We start from the raw sequence: 12825 nt of genomic DNA, 5'->3' as shown, positions 1-12825 counted from the left end.
CGGAGTGTTGATATGGGAGCATTCCGATCCGCAAAATGAATGGGCCGACAACAGGCTCCGGAAATTCCTAAGCCGTTTTCTGAAACAGGAAAATGAAGACCAGGCAGTTGCCGGGCTGGTGCAAAGCGTACAATTCGGCTATTTCCGGGATAATGCGGCTAACCATTTTTCGCAAACTGATAACTACTACCACAGCGCGATCGTCCTGTTCGGGGCTGAGGGAAATATTTCGCATATACAGGTACGTTCTCTCGCCTTTTCCGATCCTGAATCAGATGCCCGCTACATCGTCACCGCTTTTGAAGCAACAGACAGGATTACCGGCGCGCCAGTCAGCGAAGGGCGCCTCTACCATACCTTTCTGAGCAGTCAGACAGTTTACGTGGCAGGAATTGATCTGGCAGGTAATTATATATATGTCAATGATTTTTTCTGCAAATCCTTTCAGCTCGACCGCCGCGACGTACTCGGCATTTCGTCCGTATCAGGCATTGTTCCGGAAGATGTTGAGAAATGCATAAGTACGGGCGCACACTGCATCAAAGTACCCAACGTCCCGCATCCCGTCAAGCTCCGTAAGTTTTGTTCAAATGGCGGGATTAAAACCACACAATGGGAATTTACGGGCATCACGAATGCAGCCGGTGAAGTAGCGGAGCTTTTCTGCGTGGGTTATGATATAACGCAGCAGGTGAAAGTGGAAGAAGACCTGTCGGTGCTGGTATCCAATATGCAGGATGTACTTTTTACCATTGACAGAAAAGGCATATTCACATATGTGTCACCAAGCTGGACAGCTACCTACGGTTATTCGATTGAAGAAACCGTCGGCCGTTCCTTTGCAGGGTTCATTCACCCCGACGATTTTGAGATTTGTTTCAAGGCTTTACAGCAAACGATAGAGCTGGGCTTGCCGCTGCCGGGAGGAGTGGAACACCGGATCAGGCACAAGGACGGAAGCTGGTCATGGAGTAATACCACGGCCAATGTGGACCCGGTTACTCAGGAAATCATTCTGACAAGTCACAATATAACGGAGCTGCGTAACTCGCGTGAAAGGTTGAAGGAACTGGCCATTGTGGCCTCCAATACAACCGATTACATTGTTATTACAAACGGAAAAGGCATTATAACATGGGTTAACAGAGCCTACGAACAGCGCTCCGGGTACAGCCGGAAAGAAGCCAAAGGACAGCAGCCGGATGACCTGATCAAAGGTCCGGAAACGGATCATGAAACGATTGAGCGCATTTATGCCCGCAGCAAGCAAAAACTGGTTGTGGAGGAGGAGCTGCTGTGCTATTCGAGGTCGGGAGAAAAATACTGGATCGACCTGAAAGTGATTCCTGTATTCAACGAGAATGGCGATTGTACCAACTACATCGCCATTGAACGGGATATCACCGCCCGGAGGAAGTCCGACGACGAGCTGCGCCGGATCAAGGAAATGCTGGAACAAACTAACCTGGTTGCATTGATCGGCGGCTGGGAGCTTTATCCCCAGACAAATGAACTCTTCTGGTCTTCTATGACCCGGCAACTGCACGAAGTGGACGCTGACTTTGTGCCCGATCTCTCCACCGCCATGCATTTTTACAAGGAAGGAGACAGCAGAAAAGCCATTGAGGAAGTGGTAAAAGAAGGCTTGCTCCACGGTACCGGCTGGGATCTGGAACTTCAGATCGTGACGGCGAAGGGAAATGAGGTTTGGATACGCACCATTGGTCAGGCCGAAATGAAGGACGGAAACTGCATCAGACTTTACGGCGCGTTCCAGGATATTACTACCAAAAAGAAGGCGCAGGTAGAGATCCTGCAGTCAGAAGCGAAGTTCAGGAGCTTATACGATTCTACGAGTGACGCGGTATTGCTTTTCAATAGTCAGGGTTACCTGGATTGTAACGAAGCTGCGCTGCGTATGTTCGGGCTGGATTCTGTGGAGACATTGCGGCAAATGGAACTGGGTGATTTATCCAGCCAGGAAAATGAGGAACAAACAGCAGTGCGTCAGTCTGGTCTCCTCCTCGACGCGGTCTACCAGAAAGGAAGCCACAGCTTTGAATGGGTTTATCGCAGGTTTGGTAAGAAGAAAGAAAACTTTATTGCCGAGGTACTGCTAAACCTGATCAATGTAAATGATCAGGACATTATCCAGGCAGTTGTGCGGGATATTACCACCAGGAAACAGGCTGAACTGGAATTGCTGGAAGCGCGTGAGCATGCAGAAGCAGCCAGCAAGCTGAAATCCGAGTTCCTGGCCAATATGAGCCACGAAATCAGGACACCGCTTAATGGGGTTGTAGGATTTACGGACCTGCTGATGAAGACCAACCTGGATGAAACGCAGCAACAGTATATGTCCATGGTTTTCCAATCCGCGAACTCGCTGCTGGACATTATCAACGACATTCTCGACTTTTCAAAAATAGAAGCGGGCAAGCTTGACCTCACGCTCGAAAAAACCGACTTACTGGAAGTTTGCGGACAGGTAGCGGATATGGTAACGTACCAGGCGCAGCAGAAGCAGCTGGAAATGTTACTGAACATCCCGCCGGAGGTACCGCATTTCGTCTGGGCCGATCCGCTGCGGCTGCGGCAGATCCTGGTTAACCTCCTCAGTAATGCAGTTAAATTCACGCCCTCGGGCGAGATAGAGTTGAAAATTGAGCTGTTGGAGAAGTCAGAACCTGACAATTATACCTTCCGCTTTTCGGTCAGGGATACCGGCATTGGTATAGAGCCACAGAACCAGCGCAGGATTTTCGAAGCTTTTTCACAGGAAGATTCTTCCACAACCAAACGTTTTGGCGGCACCGGACTGGGTCTTACTATTTCAAATCGTCTGCTTGGACTGATGAAGAGCCACTTACAGCTCGAAAGCGTTGTTGAGAAAGGCAGTACCTTCTTTTTCGACGTTACTTTTAGCGCAGTGGAAGGTCAGGATCTGTTTGAATGGAAGAATGTGGAGGGCGTGGAGAAGATACTGGTCGTGGACGATAATGAAAACAATGGGAAAATCCTGCGTGAAATGCTGTCCAACAAGCAGATCGGGTCAACTTATGCGAGAAGCGGGCAAGAGGCGCTGGATCTGCTGGCGACCGGTGAAAGTTTTGATGTGATTTTAATGGATTGCAAAATGCCCGATATGGGTGGTATTGAATCGCTGAAAAAGATCAGGGAGTTGCAGGGGTGCAATATGGAGCAGCAACCTGTGTTTTTGTTAAATGATTCTTTTGAAGACGAAATGTTGAATGTACTCCGCGACGAGTTAGGTGTGCAGCACTTTTTGATAAAACCGGTAAAAATCCAGCAGCTTTTTTCAGCCATTTCGAGCCTGGGAACAAAGTCGCAGCAAACTGTGCAGTTAGCCGAGCCACCAGCCGAAGTGCCGCAGAATGATTCACAGGTAACGGTATTGATTGCCGAAGATCACCAGATCAACATGTTGCTGGTGAAGTCCATGCTCCTGAAAATCATACCTCATGCCCGTATTATAGAGGCTGCCAACGGAAAAGAGGCGATCGATGCATTCCATAAAACCAATCCCGAAATCGTTTTTATGGATATTCAGATGCCCGAGATGAATGGATATGAAGCAGCACGGCGTATCCGAAAGATGGAACGGAACAAGCGCGTACCGATCATAGCACTCACCGCAGGTACCGTAGTAGGCGAAAGAGAAAAGTGTATCGATGCAGGAATGGACGACTATTTGACAAAACCGGTATTAAAGGATACATTGGAAGAGGCTATTTTCAAATGGCTGATCAAGACGCAATAGCCTCTGATGCAAAGATCTACAAGAGCATTTTATATCATTTTCTTCCTTTTCGCAGTCTGCCTGAAAGCAGCTGCGGCTGAGCCGACGCTTTCTGTTTCGGCTGAAAAGCTGCGCATTCCACGGCTTGAACAGCTGTACAAACAGGCGGATAGTTTTACGACCGGTTCACCCGATTCGCTGAGACGCATTGCCGGGTTGATCAAAAAAGAGGGGACGGGGCTGAACAATGCGCAGGCACTTGTACGCGGAACGCGCTACCAGGCGCAGGCACTCTGGCGCTTGGGTAACCACAAGGAAGCCATGAAACTGGCTATTGTCGCGCTGAAAGATGCAGAGAAGTGGAAGCTGACAGGCGAGCTGCCGGATATTTACGCGGTAATAGGGAATTTGCATAAAGAAAAAGCCAATTACAGCATGGCGCTGGCCGCCGTAGATAAAGGTATGTCCATTGCGAGGAAGAGCAGGGATACTGCCTCGGTGATCTATATGGCGCGGCTGGAAGCGATGTTCACGCAGGGGCTCGGCTCCGACAGGGAAGATACTGCATTGATCCACAAATCTTTGAAGATGCACCTGCAAGGTCTTAAACTGGCTGAATCGTCGGCACGGTTTGAAAAACAGCGGATTGGTTACTATAACAATATCGCGCAAGTGTACGTGAAAAGGAGAGAGCTGGACAATGCGCGTTTCTACGTGACCAAAGGCATTGAACTTGCCAAAAAATACGACCAGCTGCTATCACTTACTTACTCTTACACCTGGCTTTCGCAGGTATACCTGGGCGAGGGCGACAAACAAAACAGCATTTACTACCTCAAAGAAGCATTGAACATTACGCGTCAGCTGAAAAATCCATTCCGTGAAATGGAGGTAAACCGCTACCTCTACCGCACGCTGAACGAAATGAACAGTTACAAAGATGCATTGGACGCTTATACCCGCTACATCGAAATCCGCGACTCGCTTCGTGTATTGGAGAACGTGCGGCAGATCGGTGAGATGCAGGAGCAATATGAGGCTGGGAAAAAAGACCAGCAGATCAGTTCACTGGCGCAGATCAACAAAGTAAAAACGCGGGAGACAATCTGGGCGCTGGCTGGTTTGGCAGTATTTCTGGTACTGTCGGTGTTCATGCTGTTTCAGTACCGCACAATATCCAGAACGAACCAGGAGCTTGCCAGCAACAATGCGAAGATCAATGAGCAGACCGAGAAGTTGAAAATACTGATGAAAGAGCTGCACCACCGCGTGAAGAACAACCTGCAAACCGTATCCAGCTTGCTCAGCATGCAGTCCAGCCGGCTGACCGACGATGATGCGCGCAACAGTATGCGCGCAGGCCAGCAGCGCATTGAAGCGATGTCGCTGATCCACAAAAGTTTGTACGGGCAGGATGCGGTGAATCTGGTGGATATGAAGGAATATATGGAGAACCTGGTCGACAGTGTTATGCAAAGCTTTGGTGTCGAGTCTGGCGACCTGGATCTGCGGCTCAATGTATCCGTGATGGAAATCGATATCGATGTAGCGATGCCCACCGGGTTGATTGTCAATGAATGGGTAACCAATTATTTCAAGTACGCTTTTAATTCTACAACTGATCCGCAATTATCTGTTATATTGGAAGCCCGGGTGGAAGAAGGAAAGTCGCTGCTGCTGCAAATTATGGACAATGGACCGGGTATGAGCCTTGACAAGTGGAAAAAGCCTTCCGGGTCATTCGGAATGAAGCTGGTGCAGGTACTGGCCAAACAGCTGGGCGCGAAATGCAGCGTGCAAGTTTCCGGAGGTACGACATTTATAATGGAAATTCCCGCCGCTTCGATTGCGGGTAACAGGTAAAAGCTGCCTGAGAAAAAGTTGCGCTATGAAAAAAACAATAAAAATCCTCGTCGTCGAGGATGAGGGTATCCAGGCAATGGGACTCGAAGAAACACTTGATCAGGCTGGATATGAGGTTGTAGGTATTGCCGACAACAGCGAAGAAGTACTCGGCTTTGTGAATACCGAAGACGTGGACGTGATCATTATGGATATTCACATTAAAGGAGAAGTCGACGGAATCGATACCGCAATGCGCGTCCGCGAGATTAAAGCGGGCATTCCGATCATTTACCTGACCGCGTACATGGACCAGGAAACGGTACGGCGCGCATCCGAAACACACCCCGCCGGCTACATTACCAAGCCCTACCGCCAGGCGCAGCTGCTCAGCAGTATTGAAGCCGCTATTCAGCAGATATGATAAAAGGGATTCCCGATGACGGAAATCCCTCCTGATCTTTTTGGATAAAACGTCCTTTTAGCCATTTACAACCTGCCCTCCATTGGGGTGCAGCACTTGTCCGCTCATATAGGAAGCGTCGTCGCTCGCCAGGAACACGTAGCAGGTGGCTACCTCGCTTGGCTGGCCCGGTCGTTTCATCGGTGTATCTTTTCCAAATTTCTCAACCCGCTCCGAATCAAATGTGGCAGGGATCAATGGCGTCCAGATCGGCCCGGGCGCTACCGCATTCACGCGGATGCCTTTTTCTGATAAGCTGCCAGCGAGCGAGCGGGTATATCCTACGATCGCACCTTTCGTCGAAGAGTAGTCAAGCAGGCTCGGACTGCCGTGGTAAGCTGTTACTGATGTGGTATTAACAATACAGTCCCCTTCACTCAGGTGTTCCAACGCAGCCTGTGTGAAATAAAAGAATGAGAAGATATTGGTAGAAAAGGTATCCGAAAGCTGCTGGGCAGTAATTTCCCTGATATCGTCCTTAGGATGCTGCTCAGCCGCATTGTTAACCAGGATATTCAGTTTTCCAAACTCACGTACGGTCTGGCTTACGGCATCTTTGCAAAAAGCTTCGTCGCGGATATCCCCTCTGATCAGCAGACAGGTTTTTCCCTCTGCTTCCACCAGCGACTTGGTTTCGGTCGCGTCCTGCGTTTCATCCAGGTATACAATCGCGACATCGGCGCCTTCTCTTGCGAAATGCACAGCCACGGCACGGCCAATTCCGCTGTCACCACCTGTAATCAAGGCTGTTTTTCCTTGCAGCTTGCCACTTCCGCGGTAATTCTCACGGATAATCACCGGTGCCGGATCCATTTCCTGTTCAATGCCGGGCTGCTTGCTTTGGGTCTGTCCCTTGGTATCAATGTCGTAATTCATGATAAGGTTTTTTTTGATGTTGATAAATGAGAAAGCCACGCTAGTCAAAAACGATATGCCACGTCTGGCAAGCGCCTCAAACTGCTTCGACCTGCAACAACGTCAGGCAGATATTCCTGTAATGAGTAAAGAATTTCACAGTACAAGCGCGCTACGCTGCTATTGAAAGTGTATTGCAAATACCTGTTTTGCACACCCCAAAACTGCCCGGCACAATTATATTGAGCGAGGGGCAAAGATTCTAAATCGACTCATTATGGCTACGAAGAAGGTAGTAATCATAGGCGGAGGCTTCGCAGGTATCAACCTGGCGCAGAAGCTGTCCAAAGACAAACAGTTTGATATCACATTGGTGGACAAGAATAACTACAATTTCTTTCCGCCACTGCTGTATCAGGTAGCAACCGGATTTTTGGAAGCTTCCAATATCAGCTATCCTTTCAGGAAGTTTTTTCAGGAAAAAACCAATCTCAGGTTTAGCCTCGGCGCATTCAAAGAAGTATTTCCAGCCGAAAACCGCGTGCTTACCGATACCGGCGATTTGTACTACGACTATCTGGTGTTCGCCACCGGTACCGAAACCAATTACTTCGGAATGGAGAATGTGAAAAAGAATGCGGTACCGATGAAAACGGTCAAAGATGCATTGGCGCTGCGGAACCACGTACTTGAAAACAAGGAAAGAGCCACCAAGATCACCGACCCGGTGGAAAGGCGAAAGGTATTGTCCATTGTAGTGGCCGGCGCTGGCCCGACCGGTGTGGAAATATCAGGTATGCTGGCAGAAATGCACAAGGCATTTTCAAGAAAGATTATCCTGAGCTGAACCGTGACGAAGTAGAGATATACCTTGTGGATGCATTGCCTGTTGTGCTTAATCCTATGAGCAAAAAAGCACAGGAGGAAACATTGGAAGAGCTGCGGGGATTGGGTATTAAGGTACTGCTTGACCATGCTGTCAAAGATTACGACAATGGTGTAGTGAGTTTTGCAAACGGAAAAACGATTGAAACTGAAACGCTGATCTGGACTTCGGGCGTCGTGGGTGTTGAGCTGCCGGGCTTGCCAAAAGAAGTATTCGGCCGCGGCCGGCGGGTTTTTGTTGACCGGAATAATAAAGTAAAAGGATACAGCAACATATATGCGCTCGGAGATATCTGTGCTATGGAAGGCGATCCTGAGTTCCCAAACGGTCATCCTCAACTGGCGCAGGTGGCGATTCAGCAGGGGAGGAACCTTGCCAAAAACCTGCGGTTGATGCAGGAAGGAAAGACGCTGGTCGACTTTTCATACAAGGATAAAGGCTCCATGGCGATCATTGGCGTCAACAAGGCGGTGGCCGATTTGCCTGGCTTGCATTTCAAAGGTTTTATAGCTTACTTTCTATGGCTGGTCGTGCATTTGTTTTCACTTATCCGCTACCGTAACCAGGTCAAGACTTTATATAACTGGATAGTCGCTTTTTTTACACGGGATCAGTCGCTGCGCTTTATCCTTGATTCCAAGCCAGATAAGTAGAAGATTGAACTTCTGAATAAAATTTAACAGTGTTATTTTTTTCTATCAAATCCTATGCTGCAAAGTATTACCGACCACTCAGAGCATCCCTTTGAGTGGCTGGATGTGTCAGATCCCGATCAGGAAGAGCTTGCCAATCTTACTAGTAAATACGCATTGCACGATTCTTCAATTAAAGACTGGCTGCAAGCTGATCACCTTCCGAAATATGAGCACGTAGGAAGCTATGCATTTATCATTTTCAGGATACACGCCGAAAAGACGGCTGTTGAGGCAGATACTGTCCCCGAACTGACGGATAAAGTAGCGATTTTCATGTTTGAAGACCGGGTAATTACGCTGCACAAACACGAATGGTCTGGTCCGCAGCAGATTAAGGAGAACCGAATCAGCCAGCACGGCTGCGAGAACACCCACCAGCTGGTGAATGAGATTGTTAAAGTTTGTTTAAGTAGCTATGAAGATCCCTCGGCCCGGCTCACACGCGACATTGAGTATTACGAGGAAAATATGTTCCTGAAAACGCGCAAAGCATCGCTATTAAAGGGACTATATTATTTAAGAAGAAAAGTGGAAGTGACCAGGCGCGTGATCATGCTTTCCCATGACATCATCGACCGGATAGATTCACCCGAACAATCCAACACCTACACCAGGGATACCCGCGATCTTTACGTAAAGCTGCATAGCATCTACGATACGCTTTTTGAAAATATGAACCAGCTGGTGATGATTTACTTCTCCATCTCATCGCAGCGGACAAACGATATTGTGCGGGTACTTACCGTGTTTTCGGTGTTTTTTATGCCACTGACTTTTATTGTCGGCATTTATGGAATGAACTTCAAGTTTATGCCCGAGCTGGACTGGAAGTATGGATATCCTGCGGTAATGATTTTGATGGCTGCGATTACAGGCGGCATTTATATCTGGTTTAAAAAAAGAGGCTGGCTTTAAACCGGCATTCCCCTGCTTTATCGCGTCATTTTAATATGAAAAAAAATGCTTTGCCGGGCTTTGTAGCGGCATTCCTGTTGATGTTAGTTGGAGTTTTTGTTGAAGCAAATGTATCTGCATTTGCTGTTCCAAAGGCGCCTGTTAATCTCATTGCAACGCCTGTATCAGTAAGTCAGATCACACTTAGCTGGACGGATATTTCCACGGATGAAGTCACCTTCGAGCTGGAAAGTGCTACTGACGGAATCAAGTACACTAAACTTGCTGACCTGAAATTCAACACTGTAAGCTACATTCATGACTCGCTGAAAGCCTCTACCAAATACTGGTACCGCATTCGCGCAAAGAATGTAAGCGGCTATTCTGCTTACTCCAATGTAGCCAGTGCCACAACCCTGACACCAGTTATTACAATCCCCAAACCACCTTCCGCACTCGTCGCGACGGCAGTCTCCGCAAGTCAGATCAATCTCGGGTGGACAGATAATTCAAGTGACGAGACATCTTTTGAAGTCGAGAGCTCGCTAGATGGGGTCACTTTCGGGAAGATCGCTGATGTTGCTGCGAATACCGTCATTTATCAGCATACCGGCTTAAAACCGGCTACGAAATACTGGTATCGGGTACTTGCGAAGAACAGTGCGGGTAAGTCGGCTTACACCAGCATTGTTTCTGCTGTTACATTTCAGGTTGTCCCGTCAGCACCAGATAGTCTGGCCGGTACTGTCATTTCCCAGACACAGATCAACCTGAACTGGGTGGATCTTTCGGGGAACGAGACTGGCTTTCAGGTGGAGCGATCCACGAATGGAACTGCATTTACCAAAATCGCTGATCTTCCAGCAAATGCGGTTTCTTACCAGAATACCGGACTGACTGCCGGTACGCTTTACTACTATCGTATTCGTGCCGTGAATGCAGTTGGTGCGTCGCCTTACAGCAGTGTAATTTCATTGCGAACGCTTAATATCCCTGTTCCAGACCGCCCGGCCGACTTCTCGGCTGTCCCTCTCGCGCCGCAGATCGTGCAGCTCAGGTGGGCACCGGTTACTGGGAATGCAGTTTCGGTAATAATAGAAAGAGCCGAAGCGGCGGATGAAAACTATGTGAGCCTGGCGACGGTACCTGCTTCGGTTTCACAGTTTCAGGATACCTCCATGCTGGAAAAAGTCGATTATTTTTACCAGATCAAGGCAGTGAATGCAGGCGGGAGCTCACCTTACAGTTTGATTTCGATCGTGCGCGCCGGTTCCATTATTACAGGAACGGAAGATCCCGGGATGAAAAACAGCATTTATACCATCGGTCGCACCTTGTTTGTGGACACCAGGCTGTCGGGGAAATACACGATTTCCATTTATAACATTGGAGGAAAAAAACACAAAGAGCTGACCACAACCAAGCCAGTGGAAGTCAACCTGCAAAGTTTAGCGGCTGGCATTTACATTGTGGCAATTGAAACAGGTAAAGAAGTGATTTCAAAGCGGATCGCACTTTACTAACCTTCAAACATGCCTGTAAAAGGATCTACCCTCGGAAGGTTCAATGCGATACCAGGCTGAGCAGGTCGTTTTTGGTCAGTGTTTTTAAAACTGAATTGTCCGTTTTGATGAGATCATTGGCCAGGTCCTTCTTCGTTTTTTGCAGTTCCAGGATTTTTTCTTCAATCGTATCGGGACAAATCAGGCGTACAGCGATCACATTCTTGTTTTGCCCGATCCGGTAACTGCGGTCAATTGCTTGATTTTCAACAGCTGGGTTCCACCAGGGATCTACAAGGTACACATAATCCGCTTCCGTCAGGTTCAAGCCCGTTCCGCCCGCTTTGAGGCTGATCAGGAACACACGCACCTGGCTGTTATTCTGAAAGTTCAGAACACGTGCTTCGCGGTCGCGCGTTTGCCCGGTCAGATACTCGAATTCAATGCCCCTGCTGATCAATTCTGCTTTAATGAGGTCGAGCATAGTTACAAATTGCGAGAAGACCAGGATCTTGTGCTGCGGCGACTTGCTCTCTATCTGCTCCATTAATGCATCGATTTTCGCTGAGGCATTTCCATAAAACAGGTCATCATTGAGCAATGCAGGTGAGTTACATATCTGGCGCAGCTTTGTCAATCCCTGCAAAATGTGCAGTGTTTCCCTCGGTGTATCCACTTCATTGCGGGTATTCAGGAAGGTGAAAAATTCCAGTTCGTACGCATTGTACACTTTCCTTTGTTCTTCTCCCATTTCGCAGTAAAGCACGATCTCGGTTTTATCCGGTAGCTCCGTGGCAACCTGTTTTTTAGTCCGCCGTAGAATGAAAGGGTTAATGCGTCGCGCCAGTTCACGCGCGCGCTCGTTGTCTTTGAACCGGTCTACCGGCGCGGAGAAGTGGTTTTTAAACTGCGTCTTATTGCCCAATAATCCCGGACAGGCAAATGAAAGCTGTCCGTACAGATCAAATGTGTTGTTTTCCACCGGCGTACCCGTGAGTACCAGCTTATTCCGCGATTGCAGCAGCCTTGCAGCTTTATACCTTTGCGATTCGGGATTTTTGATCGCCTGCGATTCATCAAGGATAATGTAGTTGAACATGAATTTTTTGAGAAAATTCACGTCCGAGAGCAGTGTTCCGTACGAGGTCAGCACAATGTCAAAATGCTCGAAATCCTGAATTTCCCTCTGTCTGTCGGCGCCGTAAATAGTCAACATTTTCAAGCCCGGTGCAAACTTTTGCACTTCGGCCTGCCAGTTGAATATAAGAGAGGTGGGTACTATAATGAGACTTGTGCTTTGCCCGCGTTTTTCTTTTTGTAACAAAAGGAATGCGATAATCTGGACTGTTTTACCTAACCCCATATCGTCGGCCAGGCAGCCGCCAAAGCCGAATTCGTCGAGGAAATTGAGCCAGTTCAATCCTTCCTGCTGGTATTTACGCAGACTTGCCCGCAGCCCCGCAGGAATTGCAACGGGTTGAATGGTTTCAAAATCGGAGAGGTTGGTTTTGAAAAATGCGATCTGCTCCCGCACTTCCCGCGTAAGCACTTCTGCTTCGTACAGTTCGCTGATCGCCACAAAGCTGCTTTTCGGCATTCGGATCGTTTCTTCTGCAATCTCGCCTACTTCAAAGAATTTGGTAAATTTCGCCAGCCAGTCCTCCGGCAGAATGCCCAGGGTACCGTCGCCGAGCTCCACGTATCGGGTGCGGTTTTTTACGGCTTTGTGCAGGTGTTTGAGCGTAACCTGTTGTTTGCCAAACTTAATGGAAGCTACGGTATTAAACCAGTTGATCCCGCTCACCACACTTACGGATATCTTCGCTTTATTCAGGTTCAGTCTGTTTTTACTCAATGCATTAAACCCAAGAATGCCAATTCCCTGGTTTTGCCACTCTTCAAATGCGTCAGGAAACCAGTTTTCATCC

The 12825-nt window shown here is 48.3% G+C and carries 9 protein-coding genes; 7 read left to right on the top strand and 2 right to left on the bottom strand.

All coding sequences use genetic code 11. The features are described 5' to 3' along the window. The 3 genes from ACTIE6_RS16830 to ACTIE6_RS16820 all read left to right on the top strand — a co-directional run. A partial coding sequence (locus tag ACTIE6_RS16830) for a PAS domain S-box protein (RefSeq protein WP_439557749.1) occupies positions 1-3781 on the top strand: 3781 nt, incomplete at its 5' end. Positions 3782-3787: 6 nt separating this feature from the next. Then, complete coding sequence (locus ACTIE6_RS16825; protein ID WP_439557748.1) at positions 3788-5623, top strand: tetratricopeptide repeat-containing sensor histidine kinase; 1836 nt, start codon at positions 3788-3790, stop codon at positions 5621-5623. Positions 5624-5648: 25 nt separating this feature from the next. Continuing rightward, positions 5649-6026, top strand: coding sequence for a response regulator (locus ACTIE6_RS16820; RefSeq protein ID WP_439557747.1), 378 nt, complete (start codon positions 5649-5651; stop codon positions 6024-6026). Positions 6027-6083: 57 nt separating this feature from the next. Here the strand turns inward: ACTIE6_RS16820 and ACTIE6_RS16815 are convergent, their stop codons facing one another. Further along, positions 6084-6941, bottom strand: coding sequence for an SDR family oxidoreductase (locus ACTIE6_RS16815; RefSeq protein ID WP_439557746.1), 858 nt, complete (start codon positions 6939-6941; stop codon positions 6084-6086). Positions 6942-7197: 256 nt separating this feature from the next. On the opposite strand from ACTIE6_RS16815, the gene ACTIE6_RS16810 reads away from it, so the two are divergent. The 4 genes from ACTIE6_RS16810 to ACTIE6_RS16795 are packed head-to-tail and all read left to right on the top strand — an operon-like array spanning position 7198 to position 10918. Next, positions 7198-7767, top strand: a complete 570-nt coding sequence (locus tag ACTIE6_RS16810) for an NAD(P)/FAD-dependent oxidoreductase (RefSeq protein ID WP_439557745.1) — start codon at positions 7198-7200, stop codon at positions 7765-7767. 56 nt (positions 7768-7823) lie between these two features. Next, positions 7824-8459 carry an NAD(P)/FAD-dependent oxidoreductase gene (locus ACTIE6_RS16805; RefSeq protein WP_439557744.1) on the top strand — a complete coding sequence of 212 codons (636 nt, stop codon included), beginning with the start codon at positions 7824-7826 and terminating at the stop codon, positions 8457-8459. Positions 8460-8513: 54 nt separating this feature from the next. Then, complete coding sequence (locus ACTIE6_RS16800; RefSeq protein ID WP_439557743.1) at positions 8514-9416, top strand: magnesium transporter CorA family protein; 903 nt, start codon at positions 8514-8516, stop codon at positions 9414-9416. A 35-nt stretch (positions 9417-9451) separates the two neighbouring features. Continuing rightward, positions 9452-10918: a fibronectin type III domain-containing protein gene (locus ACTIE6_RS16795; RefSeq protein ID WP_439557742.1), complete on the top strand. Its 1467-nt coding sequence runs from the start codon at positions 9452-9454 to the stop codon at positions 10916-10918. A 40-nt stretch (positions 10919-10958) separates the two neighbouring features. On the opposite strand, the gene ACTIE6_RS16790 is transcribed toward ACTIE6_RS16795, so the two are convergent. Beyond that, a partial coding sequence (locus ACTIE6_RS16790; RefSeq protein ID WP_439557741.1) for a DEAD/DEAH box helicase occupies positions 10959-12825 on the bottom strand: 1867 nt, incomplete at its 5' end.

Source organism: Dyadobacter sp. (assembly GCF_051859145.1).
In the GTDB taxonomy this organism is placed as follows: Bacteria; Bacteroidota; Bacteroidia; order Cytophagales; family Spirosomataceae; genus Dyadobacter.
This window is presented reverse-complemented; position numbering and strand designations above follow the sequence as displayed.